This window comes from Ruegeria sp. CH5 (assembly GCF_056537025.1).
Map to the genome: position 1 here is coordinate 142,553 of NZ_JBQFQT010000002.1, position 17,795 is coordinate 160,347.

Here is a 17,795-nt window from a genome sequence, read left to right on the forward strand (position 1 = left end):
CGCAGCCCGGCGTGGCGCGTCCGCGCTGATCGCAGACCATTCGCCTCGCGCGTCCCGCCGCATGGCCCGGCGCCGTCGCTGGGAATGTATCCTGCGCCAGAGAAAGTAGAGCATGACGACCGCGAAGGCCGAGGTAACCAGAAAACCGTCCACAACAACACCAAAAAACGAAAGTGATACATCAAATGAATGAGTATAACTTCGCATATTTGGACGAACAAACCAAGCGGATGATCCGCCGGGCCATTCTCAAGGGCTTGGCCGTTCCGGGTTATCAGGTGCCGTTTGCCAGCCGCGAGATGCCCATGCCTTATGGTTGGGGCACGGGCGGGGTTCAGGTCTCGGCCGCGACGCTGACCCCGGATGATGTGTTCAAGGTGATCGATCAGGGAGCAGATGACACGACCAATGCCGTGTCGATCCGAAAGTTCTTTGAAAAGACGGCGGGCGTGGCCACGACCGAAGAGACCGAGAAGGCCACCATCATCCAAACCCGCCATCGCATCCCCGAGGCCCCGCTGCGTGCTGATCAGATCCTGGTCTATCAGGTCCCGATCCCCGAACCGCTGCGGTTTCTGGAACCGCGCGAGACGGAGACGCGCAAGATGCACAGCCTGCAGGAATACGGGTTGATGCATGTGAAGCTCTACGAAGACATCAGCCAGCACGGCGCGATTTCCACGGCCTATGCCTATCCGGTCCGGGTGGCCGAACGCTATGTGATGGACCCGTCTCCGATCCCGAAATTCGACAATCCGAAACTGGAGATGGACGCGATCCAGCTGTTCGGGGCCGGGCGCGAGCAGCGGATCTATGCGGTGCCGCCGCATACGCGGGTGGTCAGCCTCGATTTCGAGGACTACCCGTTCGAGGCCAGCAAGGCCGATCATGCCTGCGATCTGTGCGGGGCCGAAGACAGTTACCTGGACGAGGTGATCACGGACGATGCCGGCAACCGGATGTTCGTGTGTTCGGACACCGATTACTGTCGGTCCCGCCGCGAGGCCGGACACCAAGGCAGTTTGGCGCAGGAGGATGCGGCATGACCCCGCTCTTGCAGGTCAAAGGCATCGAGAAGCGCTATGGCGCGCGGATCGGCTGCCGGGATGTCAGTTTCGACCTCTACCCCGGCGAGGTGATGGGGATCGTCGGCGAAAGCGGGTCGGGCAAGTCGACCCTGCTGAACTGTCTGGCTGGGCATCTTAAGCCGGATGCCGGGCAGGTGATCTTTGATACCCGCGCCGACGGGCCGGTGGACACGGTCACGATGTCGGAACCTGCCCGCCGGATGCTGGGGCGCACCGACTGGGCCTTTGTGCATCAGCATGCCCGCGACGGGCTGCGCATGTCGGTCAGCGCCGGCGGCAATATAGGCGAGCGGCTGATGGCCGTGGGGAGCCGGCACTATGGTCAGATCCGCGGGCAGGCTCTGGATTGGCTGGGCCGGGTCGAGATTGCAGAAAGCCGCGTGGACGACCGACCCAGCGCGTTTTCGGGCGGCATGCAGCAACGGTTGCAGATCGCGCGCAACCTGGTGACCGGTCCGCGGTTGGTTTTCATGGATGAACCGACCGGCGGGCTGGACGTCTCGGTACAGGCCCGACTGCTGGACCTGCTGCGCGGCCTCGTGCGCGAGATGGGGCTGAGCGCCATCATCGTCACCCATGATCTGGCCGTGGTGCGGCTGCTGGCGGACCGGTTGATGGTGATGAAGGATGGTGAGGTGGTCGAAGCGGGGCTGACCGATCAGGTGCTGGACGATCCGCAGCATGCCTATACGCAACTGCTTGTGTCCAGCGTCCTGCAGGTTTGAATGCTACAGAAAAGATGAAATCCGATGATTGAACTGATCGACGTGAGCAAGAGCTTTACCCTGCACAATCAGGGCGGCGCCGTGATCCCGGTGATGGCGGGCGCGTCGCTGCAGGTCGGGGCCGGAGAATGCGTGGCCCTGACCGGGGCCAGCGGGGCTGGGAAGTCCACACTGATGCGGGTGATCTACGGCAACTACCTGGCGGCCTCGGGGCAGGTGCGGGTGGGTGGCCTGGACGTCGCCCGGGCCCAACCGCGCGAGATCCTGCAGCTGCGCCGGGAGACCCTGGGCTATGTCAGCCAGTTTCTGCGTGTCGTGCCGCGGGTGCCGACGCTGGAGGTCGTGGCCGAACCGCTTCTGGTTAAGGGGTGCGAGCAGCAGACCGCACTGGACAAGGCAGCGGGCCTCCTTCAGCGCCTGAATATTCCGGAACCGCTTTGGCGCCTCAGCCCCACGACATTTTCGGGCGGGGAACAGCAACGGGTGAATATCGCGCGTGGATTTGCGCATGACTATCCGGCTCTGTTGCTGGATGAACCCACGGCCAGCCTTGACGCACGAAACCGCGAAACCGTGCTGTCCCTGATCCAAGAGGCAAAGGCCCGCGGCGCGGCGATCATCGGGATATTCCACGACCAAGAGGCCCGTGACCGGGTCTGCAACCGCGTGGTTGACGTCACGCAGTTTGCGCAGGGGGCGGCGGCATGAAGATGGCCCCGGTCATTGCAGTTGTCGGGCCTTCGGGTGTTGGAAAAGACAGCGTGATCCAAGCACTGTTGGCGCGCGCGCCGAACTTCGAAAGGGTGCGTAGAGTCATCACCCGTCCCCATGGCGAAGGCGGTGAGGATTTTGACCGCGTGTCCGACCGGACGTTTCAAACAATGGTCCAAGAGGGCGGCTTTGTTCTGCACTGGGCTGCGCACGGGCTGCACTACGGCATTCCCGTTGCGATCACGGAACAACGCCGAAGGGCCGACGCCGTTCTGGTCAACCTCTCAAGGGCTGTGTTGCCCGAGGCACAAAAGGAATTTCGAGAGCTGATCGTGATATCCCTGACGGCCGACCCAAAGGTTCTGGCGCAACGTCTGGCAGTGCGCGGCCGGGAAAGCGCGGCCGATCAAGCCCGGCGTTTGGGGCGCGCCAAGGCAGCCCTGCCCGAAGGCCTGAACCACGTGATCGAGGTCGACAATTCCGGGTCACTGGATGCGACCGTTGAAACCATCTTGTCCGGCCTTCAACCTGAAAGGGCGTACCGTTGAAGCATATGGAACCGCCCGTCTTCAGCCTCGCCCACAAGGGCCAGGTCCCCAATGTCAAAAGGGGCTGGCAGCAATGGGACAAGCCGTTGGTTCAACACGGTTTGCACGTTTGCCAGCATCGGCTTGCTCAGGCGACCGGACAGGGTGATGTGAAAGCGGAAAGCCTCCAGAACGTATGGGTAGCCCCAGTTCGTCAGATTGGCGTCTTGCTCCATGGTCAGCCCGGCCGCTCGGCGCCGGTTCATCTCGGTTTCCGAGGCCGGGGCACGAAAAGGGTCCAGGTCGCGGACGCAAGCCGCCGCAAGCGCGTTCAGGTCTCGTGTGTCGCCCACGGGCCGCAAAGCAAGAAACCGACCAAGGCGTGCAACTTCGAGCCCGTCCAGCGAAACGGGGGCGAATTTACCGGCCAGACGGGCGCAGGTATCCTGCAAAGCGGACAGCGACTGATCTTCACGCAAGCGAAACGGCGGCTTCATCGTGGCATGAAGCCCGTATTTGCGCGGCACTTGTGTTACCGAGGCGACGTCCAACCCGTCGATGGCCGGATGGTCGACGGTCCGTCCCGCATCGATGTCCCACCCCAGCCACCCGGTTGCAAACCTGCTCCATTCGGATTGGGCGGGGGGAACGAAATAGATCGCGTATCGCGCAAAATTCACAATGGCCTCCTGTTGCGTGGCCTCTCCTTACCTCAAACCACGTGAAAATCCGATGACAGATGACCTGACCCTTGCCAATGCGTTGCTTGTTCTGCCGGATGAGACTGTCCGGGGGTGTGTCCGTATCGTTGGCCAGACGATCGCTGACATAGACACCGGCGCGGCTGTTCCGAAAGGCGCGATTGACTGTAACGGGGACTATGTGTCGCCCGGCCTGGTCGAGTTGCACACCGACAACCTGGAACGCCACATCCAGCCGCGGCCCAGGGTGGACTGGCCCCATGCCGCAGCCATTCTTGCGCATGACGCGGAACTGGCTAGCACCGGGATCACGACCGTCTTTGACGCTATGCGCGTGGGGTCGATCCCGTCCGGTGCTGGACGGTATCTGAAATACGCGCGCGGACTGTCCCGCGAGCTGTGGGAGTTGCGAGAGCAGGACGCACTCAAGATCAGCCACTTTCTGCATCTGCGCGCCGAAGTCTGTTCTGAGACGCTGGTCGAGGAACTGCAGGAATTCGGTCCAGAAGACCGGGTGGGCATCGTTTCGTTGATGGATCACACGCCCGGCCAGCGCCAGTTTCGGGACCTGTCCAAGTTCGAAGCCTATCTAAAAGGCAAGTACGCTATGGATGACGACATGTTCGCACGGCACGTCGACCAGTTGCGGGGGCTGAGGGACCGCAATGGAGACCGCCACGAGCAGGAGGCCGTGGACGCCGCGCGCCGCTTCGGAGCGGTTCTGGCCAGCCACGACGACACGACCGAGACGCAAGTGGCGATATCCGCCCGCCATGGCATTCGGCTGGCCGAATTCCCAACGACGGTCGAGGCCGCACGGGCCTGTCACGCTCATGACATTCAGGTCATGATGGGCGCGCCAAACCTGATCCGGGGTGGGTCACATTCTGGGAATGTGGCAGCACGGGAACTGGCCGACTTGGGGTGTTTGGACATTCTGTCGTCGGACTATGTGCCGTCAGCCTTGCTGTTGTCCGCCGTTACCCTTGGGCGCATCTGGGATGACATGGCGCGTGGCATCGCCACTGTCACACGGGCTCCGGCGCGGGCGGCGGGCCTAGCGGATCGCGGCGCTCTGAAACCGGGGCTGCGGGCAGACCTGATCCGTTTTCGAATGCGGGGCAACGTCCCGGCCCTTACTGCCGTCTGGTCGCGCGGGCAGCGCGTGGCCTGATCAGGCGAGGTAGAACAGATAGCGGTCAGGCGCGATGGAGTCCGGGCCGTTGATCTGTTCGAACCCTTCCAGCGGTTGGCCGGAAATCAGCAACCCGCCTGGGACCATGACCGAGCCAATCAGCTTGCTGAGCCTCGCCGCTTCGACCACGTCTTCATGTTTGATCCCGCGACCGAAATCATAATGCGCCAATGCGATCCGCGGGCCGTCTTCGGCCAGCTTCTTCAGCATCGGTTCGGCCTCGCCCTGCAGAAAATCTTCGGCCGGCGGGGTGCTGTCCGGGTGACACTGCAGAACCCGGTCCATGACCCAGATGCGCCGGTCGGGCAGGATCTCGCGCAGGTGGTCATAGGTGCGGCCGTTGCCCAATCCCATGTCCAGCACATCGCCTTTCAGCCCTTTGATCCGCGCCGCAGCCCAGTTCAGCCCGTCGCGCTGGGCGGTCAGGCGTCGCAGCATGGAATCCAGTCGGCTCATCAAGGTCTCCTCGGGTAATCAGTGTGGTCCTGCGGACCAGACGCGTGTGGGGCCAGCCATGAGACAATCCAGAAGCGCCTCGGTAAAGTCCCAGATCTGTTGATCATGGACAAGATGATGGGTCAACACGCCAAAAGGTTCGGTTGGGTCGGCACGTCCCTCTCGGCGATCCTGCAGCATCGAGACGGTTTTGGCGATCAACGCATTCGGATCGGCCAACCCTCGCTTACCACGCCAGTCGATCGGATCCAGATGGGTATTGACCTGAGTCAGGCCCGGCGCTGCTTCTACGTGCGTTCTGGGCGTGGCCGTGGACAGGAACTGATAGCCGATCTCCGCAAGCTCTGCCGTCACTTCGGGCGCGATGCGGTTCCAAGGGGGGACGAACATCGGGCACAGACGATCACCGAAGGACTCCTGCAGACGCAGGAAGCCATTGCGTGCATCAGACACAATCGAGGCGGGCGGACGATGCAGGCGGAACTCGGACTTCTTTTCGCCCTTTGGTGCGTGGTTCTCGTGCGCCCAGCCGTGAACCACCGGAACCAAGCTGGTCTGGTTGGCAACCTGGTCGACCAGATCCTGACTGGCATCGCGTGGAATGATGGCCAGATGAACCGGCAGCCCGGTTCGGGATGACAGGCCCACCAAACGGTCCAATTGCCGGCTGGGCGCGATCGCGTCATCGTCCCGCCACCACAGTGGAAGCGTAAGCCCAGCCTCTCGCCACACCTGCAATTCGGATCGCAGCGGTGTCCAATCGGTTGTCATTGCCGAGCCTCCCAGAGTGAGGTGGCAATCTCTACCGACTTGCGGGCTCCGTCAAACCCGCCATCCAACGGTTTGCGCGGGCCTTGATGCAGAACGCGGTCGACTGCTTGGGCCAATGCCTCTCCGGTCAGCTTCGCGCTGGGCAGCACGTCGACGGCCGGCAGGCGCGCGAGGCTCTTTGCCCTCAGGGTCTGCTCCACTTCCTTACCATCGTCGAATGGGATCAGAACGGCCGGGGTCGCGCATTGCAGCAAGTCCATGGCGGTGTTGTACCCGCACATGCTGACCGAGGCTGCGGCCAGCGGTAGCATTTGTCTGAAATCCGGACGTACGGGCTCCAGAATGACATTTTCGCCATTTGTCATGTGCCTCAGTTCGGCAATCCGGTCTTCGGCATCCTGACCGCCGACCAGCAGGCGCCAGCGCCAGTTGGGCATCTTTTGGGCGGCCTCGATGGCCGCGCGAAAGATCGGTTGCCCGACCGATCCGCCGCCAGCGCTGACCAGGATTTCATTCGCTCCTTCCCCCTGTTCATGAGGACCCGGCGCAGGCGGGGCAACAAAGCCCGTATAGAACAGGCGTCCGGCCAAGTTGCCTGTAACCGGCCAGCTGGCATCCAGCGGCGTGATTTCGGGGTCGGAATGAACCAGTACGCCGTCATAGAAACGCACAATGATTTCTTCGGTCCGTACAGCTTTGGCGGGTTTCGACGGTGGCGCGAGGATGTCCCGGACCGAACTCAGAACAACCGGACAGGACGGCAGTGACCGCGCAGTGGACAGCAGGGCCAGAAATTCGTCGGCCAAGCTTCGGCGCCCGAAGGGATAGAGTTCCGTTATCAGGACATCGGGGTTTACCCGTCGAACAGCCTCGGTCAGGGCAATAGCGCGGGAGTTCAGATAGGTCGCGTCTGCAATATCTCCGTCGGCCGTCAGCAACCGCGTGAAATCGGTACCATACGAACGCAGGGGTGGCAGTGCCAGCAGGGAAACTCCATCCGCATTCAGTTGTGGTGCAGGCATCCCACCGGATGCGACGGTCACGTCGTGTCCGGCATCCGCAAAAGCCCGACCCAAGGTCAAGGCTCGGCTGAGATGTCCGGTCCCCAGCAGATGGGTGACGACGATCATGGTCCTCATGACCCGGCCTCGCGCGGGATAAGCCGGACGGGCTCAGCCTCCGGTCGCATTTGCTCCAAATCGACCACGTAGAGACGATTGCGTTTGATGCGGAACGGCGCGGGGCCTGTGAACTCCCACCCCCAGGCAAGCGCCAGGATGACCCGCATGATTCCGATATGGCAGACAGCTACGTTGTCACCGGTCAGGCTGGACAGCCATGGCACAAGGCGGCGGCGAATGTCGGCCGGGCTTTCGCCGTTGGGGGGACGAAATTCCCAGCTCCAATCCTCGATATGCCGGTAACCAGTGTTGGCATCTGCAATCAGGTCTTCCCCGCGTTGGCCTTCCCAGTCGCCCCAATTCATCTCGACCAGGGCGGCCGAGGTTGCGGGTTCGCGTCCGGCGACCAGCCGCGCAGTTTCGCTGGCGCGGGTCAGGGGGCTGGACCATAGTTCGGCCCGGTCCCAAGGAGTTGGCAAGCGATATCGGGCCAGTTCGGCCTTTGCCTGATCATCGAGGCTGATGTCGCTGCGCCCCTGAATGCGCCCTGCGCGGTTCCAGGCGGTATGACCGTGGCGCAGAAGGGCCAGACGTGTCATGACATCTCCTCTACCAGCGAAGAAACTCCCGACCAGAACGTCCGCGTTGCGGTTGGCATCAAATGACGGCCGGCCACGTAGTCGCGCGCTTTTTGACCTTCGCTCCGACGCAGTTCGGGATCGGACAGCAGCCGGTCAATTCGCTCGGCCAGCGCGGCGGCGCCGTAATCAGGGGCAGGATGATTGGCAGGCGCCAGTACGTCGCGCACTCCCGGGCGATCCTGGGCGACAACGGGGACGCCCGCGGACTGCGCCTCGAGATAGGTCATCCCGTAGGCTTCGTTGACGCCCGGCCAGACCAACAGAGCAGCATCGGAGTAAATCGTTTCCAGGTCATCGCGGCTCAGCAGGCCCAAAAAACGGACACGTGTGCCGAAGGGGGCCATCAAAGCCTCGACATCCGGGCGGGCTGGCCCGTCGCCGGCGATGTTCAGCGTCCAATCCTCATTCAAAAATGCCAGCGTATCGGCCAGAATGCGGAAGGACTCCAACTTGTCCCCGTATCGCATCATTCCCACCGTCAGCATCGGCCCCGCGCATCGAGAGGGCCGAGGCAGGTCCGATCGGGGCAGGAAGGGTGGGAGTTCAATCAATGACTGATCACCGAACCGCTCGCGTTCCAGTGTGATCAAGTCATTTGCTGTGTGATAGAAGATCACCTGCGCGGCGTCGCAGGCATCGTGCGCAGCTTGGGCAAAGCCGGCCCAGGGCCCGGAAAGGCGCGACATGGCGCGGGTGCTCTCAAGCTGAACATAGGGTATCCCGCGCGCCCTGCAGACCGCCGGCCCCAAAAGGTCCGGAGCTTTGTAGTAGTTGTGATAGGTCACCCAGAGGCCTGTATCTGCAGGCAGTTCTGTGCTCAGTCGGGTGACCTCGGCCGCGGCTTCGCGGTCGAGACGGTTCTGAAGGTCCGGGTCTCCGGTTTTGTCATAGATGCGCAGCCGCGAGACCAGATCAACACGATGCCCGTCGGCCCCGATTGCAGCCATCAGGTTGCGAGCCATTTCGCGGTCGCCGGACGGAACCGGGCTGTCTGGGGCTTTCATCGGCGCATAGAAGGCGACCCGAACCATCAAGTACCCTCCGCGCACAAGGCTTTCAGGCGGCGGGACAGACGCGCAATGCCGGGGTCCATGCGAAAATTGGCAAGCAAGCGGTCATAAGCCGCATCGGCCATGATTGCCGCTTTCTGCGGGTCGGCGGCCAGGGTGGAAATGGCGTCTGCCAGCGCCTTGGGTTCGTCATCGGACAAGATGCCGTGCACGTTGTTGCGGATGAATTCAGGAATGGCCGAGACCGGAGTGGACAGGATCGGCAGTTTTTGCGACGCGGCTTCCATCAGGACATTGGGCAGGCCGTCCCGGTCCCCATCCGCGGCGATGCGGCTAGGAAGCACGAACAGATCCGCCTCGCGCATGGCTGCAATGACCTCGGGTTGATCGCAGGCACCTTTCCAGGTGATGCGATCCTGTAGGCGCAGATTTTCCGCCAGGCTGCGCAGGTTGTCCGACAAGGTGCCGCCGCCAATGTGGGTCCAGTGCCAGTCAAGCTCTGGGGGGAGCATGGCCAAGGCGTGGATCAAACGATCAAAGCCTTTCTTTTCCACCAGTCGTCCGACGGACACCATATGGAACCGGTCATCGACGGATCGTAGCTTTCGTACGGGCGGCTCAGGAAATCGCGTCAGGTCCAGCCCGTGATAGATCAGATCGACACGGGCGGGGTCATCGGCCAGATCGCGCAAGTGCCGCGCGCCGATCTCGGTGCAGGTTGCGCCGAATGCCGCTCCGAAGGTGTCGGCATGAAGTTTCTCGCGCTTTTCCCACTCGGGCGACGTCCAGATATCCTTGGCGTGAGCCGAAAAGCTCCACGGCAGGCCGCGCATGATTGCAGCATAACGGGCAACCGAGGACGGGGTATGCAGGAAGTGGGCATACAGCGCGCGTGTACCGCCGGGCAATTCCGCGGCCAGAACGCAAGCCTGCCCAAAGCGGCGGATTCGGTTGTGCGTGGGATCACGACGCAGATCCTCTCGCCACACCCGGTAGGCCTGTGCGTAACCCGGAAGCGCCTGTGCGGTTCGTCTCGCCGCCCATACGCGTTGGGGTTCCCGGTACAGGTATTCGGGAAGATAGTGCACCCGCCCCTGAAACCGGTCGTGCAGGGGGTGGCGTTTGGTGTCGGTTGGGTGGCGCAATGACCAGATGTCGAAGGCGTGGCCGGCATCCTGCAAAGCAACCAGTTCCTGAGCGATGAACGTCTCGGACAGGCGCGGCCAACCTTTGACCAACACCGCCAGTCTCGGCTCTGCGTCGGTCATCCGGTCGCTCGTTCCTGTTCCACGCTCAGCAGGGCTTCGACCCGATCAGAGACATAGTCCAAGCCATCCAGCAAACCGGCCCGGATCGCCTGCGAGGGAAGGGGCTGCTGCGGCAGGTTGCGAATGGCCGTGATCATCGCATCGGCCGTCAACCCATCACGGGTTTCGTCCAGCATCCGCACAAGGCCCAGTTCCTCGGCCCGCGAGGCGCGGATCCACTGTTCCAGCCGCGGGGTGGTTCGCGGGACGATAACCGCGCGTTTGTCAAAGGAGAGCACCTCGCAGAACGTGTTGTATCCGCCCATGCAGACCACACCCGCCGCGCCGGCGAACAGGGTTTCGATCTGGGATTCGAACCCGACCGCCGTCACACGACCGTTCAGGGCCGCCACGCGGGCCTCGAATTCTTCGCGCAACTCACCGGACAGGAAAGGGCCATAGACAAGCAGGGCTCGGGGGGACAGATCAGGGTCTTTTTCATACGCGGACAGGACAAGGTTGACCATTGCCTTCCCGTCGCCACCGCCTCCGGGCGTGATAAGGATATAGGGCTGCTCGGGAGGTTCGCCGACAGGGCCGAGATCGCGGCGCAGATAGCCGGTCCAGTGAATCCGCGCCTGCGCCGACGGGCTGAGCGGCAATCCTTCTGTCGGGTCATAAACCGACCGCAGGCCGTAGACCCAGATTTCGTGATAGTATTTCTCGGTCGCGGCGACTGCGTCCTTTCGGGCCCATTCCGCCGCCAGAACCTCGGGCTCGTCCAGAACGTCGCGAAGACCCAGCACCAGTTTGGCGCGCCCGGATTGATGCAGCTGTTCCAGGGTGGGCAGCAGTTCGCCTCGGAATCCGGTCGGCTCCTTGTCGACGACGACGACGTCCGGATCGAATTGGCGCACGGTGGTCTGGATCAGTCCCGAACGCAGCTCGGTGACCTCGTCAATCCCCATTCCGATCGTGCGCGCGGCATACGAACCATCGGCCCGCTTGGTCACGCCCGGCAGGCGTACATGGTCCACGCGCCGCGGAAAAGTGAAGCGCCCGGCAACGGGCGAGCCCGTCAGGATCAGCGCCGAAGCCCGCGGGTTCGCCCGCGTCATTGCCGCAGCCAGCGCTCGGGAGCGTCTGAGATGACCCAGTCCGAACGTATCATGACTGTAGAACATTATGCGCGGAGCGCGACCGGTCTGTTTGTCGTCGATGCCTAGGCTCATGCCCTCGCTCGTATCATTGTTACGGTGCAGTTTCCGCGCGTTTCGCACCAGTTATCTTATATTTTTTGACGCCGCCTGCCAAAGGGTCTGTGTCAAAGCCGCAAATGCGTCAATCATTGCGATTTGGCAACAGCCATTGCGCAAGTCACCAATAACGCGAAGCCTGCAACATTCCCCGAAGTTGGCAAAGCCCGGATTTGCCGGATGCTGCCTGCTCTTATAGGAATTCCAGAGGGTTGGAAACATCCTGCCTTTGGGCTTGCGCCAAAAACACGGTCCTACACGATGTCGGGAAGCAACGAGTGGATCGTTTGATCAAGGCCGGTGCGTTCTATAGGCTGTCGTGCAGCAAGAGATCAGGATGCAAGACTTTATGAAACCGAACTTTCTTGTCCGTGTACTGTTCCTGACGTGGACAATCGCTCTGGTCTGCGCGACCGGTGCGGCGGCGCAGACCTCGCTGATCCCGGGGTATCCCGGGGCGTCCGGTGAAACAGAGGCTCCGCAGGACAACGATGTTGCGGCCGCGATCCGCGCCGCGACCGAAGCGGGCGCCAGCGTGATCGTCATCGACAGCGCCGGGCAGGTCGTATCCTCGGTTGGGCAGGCTGGTGGCCAGCCCGAGGACGTCGCTCATGATCCGATGGCGGAAAGTTCGCAGTTGATGAAGGCGCAGGAGCGCTTTGCCAAGTTCAGCGAAGCCGTGCGATCCCGCCTTGAGGCGTTGCCCTATTCGATCTTCGAGGTGCGTTACATCCTCGAGCAAACCAGTCCTGATGGCCGGATTTTCACCTATGTCGAGGTGCTGGGATGGAACATCCTGTTCCTGATGGTTGGCCGATGGCTGTCAATCGAGCTGTACGGCAAGCGCTTTGCCCGACGGTGGGTCGTCGCCCGGATCAAGGAAAACCCGCAGGGGTATCGGGAAAAGATGCCGTTCCTTGTGTTCCGGTTTCTGATGGGTATCGGGGCCACGGTGTTTGCAATGCTGATGGCTCTGATCGTTGGGTATCTGTTTTTTGGCGAGGCCGAAGATATCTCGATCCAGTTCACCGTCACGGCGATTTTCACGGCGTTTTTCCTGTCACGTACGGTTTCCGACCTGTGGCGGATGGTGCTGTCGCCGTATCTCAGCCAGTACAGGCTGCCGCCATTCTCGGACCGTGACGCCAAGCGGCTGTATATCTGGGCATCGGCGCTGGCGACCTATGACATTACCGCTGTTCTGTTTTCCACCTGGGTGGCGGATTTCGGGCTGAACTACAACGTCTACGCGATGGTTTATGGCGGGCTGACCCTGATCGGGATGGTCGGGAACATCCTGATGATCCTGTTCAACGCCCGGGCCATTTCGAACGCGATCCGAGGCGGCCGTCAGCCGGACCAGGTGTCCTGGCTGCTGCGGTTCGTGTCATTTGGCTGGGCCCCGGCCCTGATCGTCTATCTGGTCTTCAGCTGGTTCAAGCTGGCGGTGGATCTGGTGCTCGAGACCGAGGACTCGCTGCCGATCGTCGCAAGCAGCTACATGATCTTCATGTCGGTCGTCATCGCCTATGGCGCTATGAACTATCTGCTCGAGCGGTACTTCGATCGCAATCGGCAGATCGAGGCTCTGAATGCCGAACTCGATTCCGATGAGGACGCCGTTCGCACCTCGGAGACGCCTGAGGCGGAGCAGCGCAAGCACACATTGGTGACCTACGAAGATCTTGCGCGGCGTGTCGCGGGCATCCTGGCCTTTGTCGTCGGCATCTATGCACTGGTCGTCATCTGGAATCCCGAAGCCAGCTGGAGCGAGGATTTGCCCATTGGACGGGCTTTGGATGTGATGGTGATCCTGTTCATCGGCTACATCCTGTTCCACTTCTTCCGGATCTGGATCGACACCAAGATCGCTGAAGAAACCGATGATGGAGCCGCCGAAGCCGAGTTGGGTGACGAGGGCGGAGAGGGCGGTCAAAGCCGCCTTGCTACGCTGCTGCCGCTGTTTCGGGGCGCCATACTGGCTGTGGTGGTCGTGACCATCGTGCTGATCGTTCTGATGGAGCTGGGCATAAATGTCAGCCCGCTGTTTGCAGGCGCCGGCGTTGTCGGTCTGGCCGTGGGCTTTGGCTCGCAAACACTGGTGCGGGACATTTTCTCAGGCGCGTTCTTCCTGATGGATGACGCGTTCCGCAAGGGGGAATACATCGACATCGGAGATGTCAAAGGCACTGTCGAAAAAATCTCGGTCCGGTCTTTCCAGCTGCGCCACCATCTGGGGGCACTGAACACGATCCCGTTTGGTGAAATCAAGGTTCTGACCAACTATTCCCGCGACTGGGTGATCATGAAACTTCCGCTGCGGGTGACCTACGACACGGACGTCGAGAAGGTTCGAAAGCTGATCAAGAAACTGGGGCAGGAGTTGCTGGAGGATCCGGTGATCGGGGACAACTTCATCCAGCCGCTCAAGTCGCAGGGCGTTATCGAGATGCAGGATTCCGCGATGATCATCCGGGTGAAGTTCATGACCAAGCCGGGCGACCAGTGGCTGGTGCGCAAGAAGGTGTATCAAGAAATCCGCGAGTTGTTCGCGCGCGAAGGCATCAAGTTTGCCCACCGCGAAGTCACGGTACGACTGGCCGATGGCAAGGACCCCGAAGACCTTTCTCCGAAACAACGCGAGGCAGTCACCGGCGCGGTGCAAGCCGCGATTGACGAGGAGTATCTGGACGATATCGGCCCCGGTGGAGACGACCGCTAGGGCGCTCCCGCCCCTTTGACCTGCGGCGCCGCCGCGCCACCGTTCAAAGCGTTGGGCAGGGCCGCGCGTTCCGCCCGGCGGTTTGGTCTTTGTTCAGGTGGTTTGCCACGTAGGATCGGACGTGCCGAGCCGGGATGCCGGGACGGGCCAGTGCATCCGTGCCTCACCGACGCTGAGCGCGGGGTACAACCGTTTGCCGGGACCCCAGCCGGACTCTTCTGATCGGGATGCGTAGTCCCCGGGTTCGGCAGCGGTGATCGGGTCGCCTGTCCCGGATTTCGCGAGGCTGGCCAGTAACTCGGCAGTACGGGCAAGCGACAGGCGCCCATCCATGATCGAATGCCCCGAAGCCGCTTCTGTCAGGGCCGAGAGGGCAGCGGCGGCCATCAAATAGCCGGTGGCATGGTCAAGTGCCTGAACAGGCAGCGGGGTGGGTTTGTCGGCTCCGGCCCAAACGCGGCCGGCGTCAGCGATTCCCGCGCTCATCTGGACGAGGCTGTCAAATCCGCGACGGGTGGCCCAGGGCCCCTGCCAACCATAGGCATCCAGCGTAACTTCGACCCGGTTTGGAGCGACCGTATCGCGCACCTCTTTGGTCAGGCCCAGGGCATCCAGCGCACCGGGGCGGTAGCCGTGGACAAAGACATCCGCTTGCGCCAGCAGCTCTTGCAGCTTTTCCAGGCCGGCGGGTGTCTTGAGGTCCAGATACGCGCAGCGCTTGCCGAGCGAGATATCGGGGATCACGCCCGGCTCATCCCAACCCGGTGGGTCGATGCGCAGTACGTCGGCTCCGAACCCGGCCAGCGTGCGGGTGGAAACCGGGCCGGCCAGCACGCGTGTCATGTCGAGAACCCGAAGCCCGGCCAAAGGCCGATCCGCGCGCGCCTGTGGCCTGTCGCGCAGGGTGATCCGGCGTGGACCATGCCAGCCGATCAACGGATCCCGCGTCACGGCCCGGCCTTGCGGGTGGTCCAGCCACTCGGCCCGGCTGCGCATGGCGGCGGCAACACCACCCTGCGCCACGATATCCGTTTCAAGGTTCGAGACCGACCAGCTCTTGATGGCCTGCGTCACCGCGGCACGATCCCCCTCGGTCGCCAAAACCTTGAGGGCCGCTTCCCTATGGTGGGGGAGGTTGGTATGCAACCTGATCCAGCCATCGGCCCCCCGATAGTCGCCCGCGATCGGATCCCAGAGGCTTGGCATATCCCAGCCTTCGGGCTTGAACGAATACCCGAACCACAGCGACGCGAGGCGGTGATCGACCAATGACTTTGGTGGGAGCGAGACAAGATTGGTGGCCTGTATGAACCGGCCAAGCTCGTGGCCCACGGCTGCAAAGCTTGCTGTGGCCAGCTCGGATACGGCAAATGCGCTGGGAAGCGCACCGGAGCCGGCGACCTGATAGGCCTCGGACGGTGGAAGCGAAGCCAGCAGGCTCATTGTTGATAGGGGTCCAGACTGTCGCGCAGCCCGTCACCCAGGAAATTGAAGGCCAGCACCACCACGATGATCGGTAGCATCGGGATGGCCGTCCACGGATAGATCTCGATCGAGGCGAGGTTTTGCGCGTCGTTCAGCATCACGCCCCAGCTGACCGCCGGTGCCCGCAGGCCGAGGCCAAGGAAGCTGAGTGCCGTTTCCCCCAGAATCATGGCGGGGATCGACAGCGTGGCCGAGGCAATCAGGTGAGACATGAAGTTCGGCAGCAGGTGCTTGCGGATCACCCGGCCGGAACTGGCGCCCATCATCTCGGCGGCGCGCACATATTCTTCTTCGCGCAGCGACAGGAATTTGGCGCGCACGGATCGGGCCAGCCCGGGCCAGTCGAGGATGCCGAGGATGATCGAGATGATGAAGAACACCGCAACCGGCGACCAGTTCGACGGCACCGCGGCCGATAGTGCCAGCCACAGGGGGAGTTCGGGCAAAGACCGCAGGATTTCGATCACGCGGTTGATGACCCAGTCGATCCGTCCGCCGAAATAGCCGGCCAGCGATCCGAACAGGATGCCAAGGAAGAATGAGACCGAAATGCCGATCAGGCCCACGGTCAGCGAAAGCTGTGCGCCGTATAGGATGCGACTGAAGATATCGCGGCCCAGCCGGTCCGAACCCCAGAGGAACAGTGTCGTGCCTTCCGGGGCGCAGAACAGATGCGTATTTGACCGGATGAGCCCGGCCAGCTTGTATTCGGATGCCTCGCAGAAGAACCGCACGGGTCGCGGATCCTCGGTGTCAGGGACGAATTTCCATTGAAACGTCTCGAGGTCGGCCTCGGCCACGATCGGGTAGACATACGGCCCGATGAACTCGCCCTGGTGGAACCAGTTCACCGATTGGGGCGGTGCGTAGAGATGCTCGCCATTTCGTTCGTTCGGGCCATAAGGCGCGATGAACCCTGCAAACGGGAGCATCAGATAGCACAGCAGCAGAAAAATGCCCGATATCAGACCCAGCCGGTGTGTCTTGAATTTGCGCCAGACCAGAACCCAATTCGGGGCGTCCAGATCCCTGCGCTCCAATTGCTGCAAAGATGCTTCGGGATCGAAGGGGGCGTCGTCGACAAAGCGACCGTCGGGAAGTTTGCTCATGCTTCGCGCCCCTCGTACCGGATACGCGGGTCAAGCATGACCAGCAGAATGTCGGAGATCATGGTGCCGATCAGCGTCAGCAGCGCCACGAACATCAGAATGAAGGCTGACAGGAACTGGTCCTGTGTCTTAAGCGCCGTCAGCAGCGTGGGGCCGATGGTCTGCAAACCCAGCACCACCGAAACCAGAACCGATCCCGACACCATCGAGGGCAGCAGGTTGCCGATGTCGGCCACGAAGGGGTTGAAGGCGACGCGCAGCGGGTACTTGGTCAGCATCCGCGACGGTGACATGCCCTTGGCTATAGCGGTTTCAACATAAGGCTTGCCCAATTCGTCCAGCATGTTGGCGCGCAGGCGCTGCATCATGGCCGACGCGCCCGAGGTGCCGATCACGAATGTGGGCACGATCAGATGAACCAGGATGGATTTCATTTTGTCCCAGCTCATGGGTTGCCCCTCATACACCGGGTCCATCAACCCGCCGATGGGCAAATCGAGGTAACGGTGCCCGTAGTAGAACAGGATGAGCGCCAGCAGAAAGTTGGGCGTCGCCAATCCCAGATACCCCACGAAGGCGGTCGAATAGTCCACCCAGGTCCGCGATTTGGCCGCCGCCATAACGCCCAGAGGCAAGGCCACGGCATAGACGAACAGGATCGCGGCAAGGTTCACGACCACGGTCAGCCACAGCGTGTCCCCGACGATGTCGGCCACCGGACGATCGAATTCGAAGGACCAGCCGTAGTTGCCCTGCAGCAACCCCTCAAACCCATGAGGGCCGGGAAAGAAGCCGACCCAGATCAGGTATTGTTCCCACATCGGGCGGTCCAGAGCGTATTCCTTTCGCAGGAATTCCGCCTTGGCCACACCGGCCGACTGCCCCGAAGCCTGCAGCTCGGCAATCTGATTGCTGAGATAGTCTCCCGGCGGCAGGTTGATGATCACGAAGATCAGCATCGATACCACCAACAGGGTCAGCAGCATCGTGAAAAAGCGATACACCGCGTAGCGGAGCATGATCATCTATC

17 protein-coding genes are annotated in these 17,795 nt (G+C 62.1%); 6 read left to right on the top strand and 11 right to left on the bottom strand.

All coding sequences use genetic code 11. The annotated features are described in order from the left end of the window. Positions 1-185: 185 nt before the first annotated feature. The 4 genes from ACR0JC_RS08055 to phnN are packed head-to-tail and all read left to right on the top strand — an operon-like array spanning position 186 to position 3,072. Positions 186-1,046 carry an alpha-D-ribose 1-methylphosphonate 5-phosphate C-P-lyase PhnJ gene (locus tag ACR0JC_RS08055; protein WP_480763732.1) on the top strand — a complete coding sequence of 287 codons (861 nt, stop codon included), beginning with the start codon at positions 186-188 and terminating at the stop codon, positions 1,044-1,046. Continuing rightward, the gene (phnK, locus tag ACR0JC_RS08060; protein ID WP_170340355.1) at positions 1,043-1,813 is read left to right on the top strand and encodes a phosphonate C-P lyase system protein PhnK; all 771 of its coding nucleotides are present in this window, start codon (positions 1,043-1,045) and stop codon (positions 1,811-1,813) included. Before ACR0JC_RS08055 ends, phnK begins: the two co-directional genes overlap by 4 nt. A gap of 24 nt (positions 1,814-1,837) precedes the next feature. Continuing rightward, entirely contained in the window at positions 1,838-2,521 is a 684-nt protein-coding gene (gene phnL / locus ACR0JC_RS08065) for a phosphonate C-P lyase system protein PhnL (protein WP_170340357.1), read from the top strand. Then, positions 2,518-3,072: a phosphonate metabolism protein/1,5-bisphosphokinase (PRPP-forming) PhnN gene (gene phnN, locus ACR0JC_RS08070; protein ID WP_170340359.1), complete on the top strand. Its 555-nt coding sequence runs from the start codon at positions 2,518-2,520 to the stop codon at positions 3,070-3,072. Before phnL ends, phnN begins: the two co-directional genes overlap by 4 nt. Here phnN and ACR0JC_RS08075 read toward each other — a convergent pair. Continuing rightward, positions 3,048-3,731, bottom strand: a complete 684-nt coding sequence (locus ACR0JC_RS08075; protein ID WP_170340361.1) for a DUF1045 domain-containing protein — start codon at positions 3,729-3,731, stop codon at positions 3,048-3,050. The genes phnN and ACR0JC_RS08075 overlap by 25 nt on opposite strands. 52 nt (positions 3,732-3,783) lie before the next feature. Between ACR0JC_RS08075 and ACR0JC_RS08080 the strand changes: the two genes are divergently transcribed. After that, positions 3,784-4,926 (top strand): alpha-D-ribose 1-methylphosphonate 5-triphosphate diphosphatase, encoded by a 1,143-nt coding sequence (locus tag ACR0JC_RS08080; RefSeq protein WP_170340363.1) that lies wholly within the window; start codon positions 3,784-3,786, stop codon positions 4,924-4,926. Here the strand turns inward: ACR0JC_RS08080 and ACR0JC_RS08085 are convergent, their stop codons facing one another. From ACR0JC_RS08085 to ACR0JC_RS08115, 7 genes are read right to left on the bottom strand one after another with little or no spacing between them, the layout of a single operon-like run. Next, complete coding sequence (locus tag ACR0JC_RS08085; RefSeq protein ID WP_170340366.1) at positions 4,927-5,403, bottom strand: class I SAM-dependent methyltransferase; 477 nt, start codon at positions 5,401-5,403, stop codon at positions 4,927-4,929. Positions 5,404-5,421: 18 nt separating this feature from the next. Next, complete coding sequence (locus ACR0JC_RS08090; RefSeq protein WP_170340368.1) at positions 5,422-6,174, bottom strand: polysaccharide deacetylase family protein; 753 nt, start codon at positions 6,172-6,174, stop codon at positions 5,422-5,424. Further along, positions 6,171-7,313, bottom strand: coding sequence for a glycosyltransferase family protein (locus ACR0JC_RS08095; protein WP_480763735.1), 1,143 nt, complete (start codon positions 7,311-7,313; stop codon positions 6,171-6,173). Before ACR0JC_RS08095 ends, ACR0JC_RS08090 begins: the two co-directional genes overlap by 4 nt. Then, positions 7,310-7,894 carry a histidine phosphatase family protein gene (locus tag ACR0JC_RS08100; protein ID WP_170340373.1) on the bottom strand — a complete coding sequence of 195 codons (585 nt, stop codon included), beginning with the start codon at positions 7,892-7,894 and terminating at the stop codon, positions 7,310-7,312. Before ACR0JC_RS08100 ends, ACR0JC_RS08095 begins: the two co-directional genes overlap by 4 nt. After that, positions 7,891-8,967 (bottom strand): glycosyltransferase family 4 protein, encoded by a 1,077-nt coding sequence (locus ACR0JC_RS08105; RefSeq protein WP_170340375.1) that lies wholly within the window; start codon positions 8,965-8,967, stop codon positions 7,891-7,893. The genes ACR0JC_RS08100 and ACR0JC_RS08105 overlap by 4 nt, the downstream gene beginning before the upstream one ends. Next, a complete protein-coding gene (locus ACR0JC_RS08110) occupies positions 8,967-10,214 on the bottom strand; it encodes a glycosyltransferase family 4 protein (RefSeq protein WP_170340377.1) in 1,248 nt (415 codons plus the stop codon). The genes ACR0JC_RS08105 and ACR0JC_RS08110 overlap by 1 nt, the downstream gene beginning before the upstream one ends. Continuing rightward, positions 10,211-11,425: a glycosyltransferase family protein gene (locus ACR0JC_RS08115; RefSeq protein WP_170340379.1), complete on the bottom strand. Its 1,215-nt coding sequence runs from the start codon at positions 11,423-11,425 to the stop codon at positions 10,211-10,213. Before ACR0JC_RS08115 ends, ACR0JC_RS08110 begins: the two co-directional genes overlap by 4 nt. Positions 11,426-11,798: 373 nt before the next feature. Between ACR0JC_RS08115 and ACR0JC_RS08120 the strand changes: the two genes are divergently transcribed. Further along, complete coding sequence (locus ACR0JC_RS08120) at positions 11,799-14,171, top strand: mechanosensitive ion channel family protein (RefSeq protein WP_170341078.1); 2,373 nt, start codon at positions 11,799-11,801, stop codon at positions 14,169-14,171. A 93-nt stretch (positions 14,172-14,264) separates the two neighbouring features. Here ACR0JC_RS08120 and ACR0JC_RS08125 read toward each other — a convergent pair whose 3' ends face one another. Genes ACR0JC_RS08125 through ACR0JC_RS08135 form a run of 3 tightly spaced genes read right to left on the bottom strand, consistent with a single transcriptional unit; the run spans position 14,265 to position 17,790 of the window. After that, positions 14,265-15,614: a CoA transferase gene (locus ACR0JC_RS08125; RefSeq protein WP_480763743.1), complete on the bottom strand. Its 1,350-nt coding sequence runs from the start codon at positions 15,612-15,614 to the stop codon at positions 14,265-14,267. Continuing rightward, positions 15,611-16,765 carry an ABC transporter permease gene (locus ACR0JC_RS08130; RefSeq protein ID WP_170339824.1) on the bottom strand — a complete coding sequence of 385 codons (1,155 nt, stop codon included), beginning with the start codon at positions 16,763-16,765 and terminating at the stop codon, positions 15,611-15,613. The genes ACR0JC_RS08125 and ACR0JC_RS08130 overlap by 4 nt, the downstream gene beginning before the upstream one ends. After that, positions 16,762-17,790 carry an ABC transporter permease gene (locus ACR0JC_RS08135; RefSeq protein WP_093964561.1) on the bottom strand — a complete coding sequence of 343 codons (1,029 nt, stop codon included), beginning with the start codon at positions 17,788-17,790 and terminating at the stop codon, positions 16,762-16,764. The genes ACR0JC_RS08130 and ACR0JC_RS08135 overlap by 4 nt, the downstream gene beginning before the upstream one ends. Positions 17,791-17,795 lie beyond the last annotated feature (5 nt).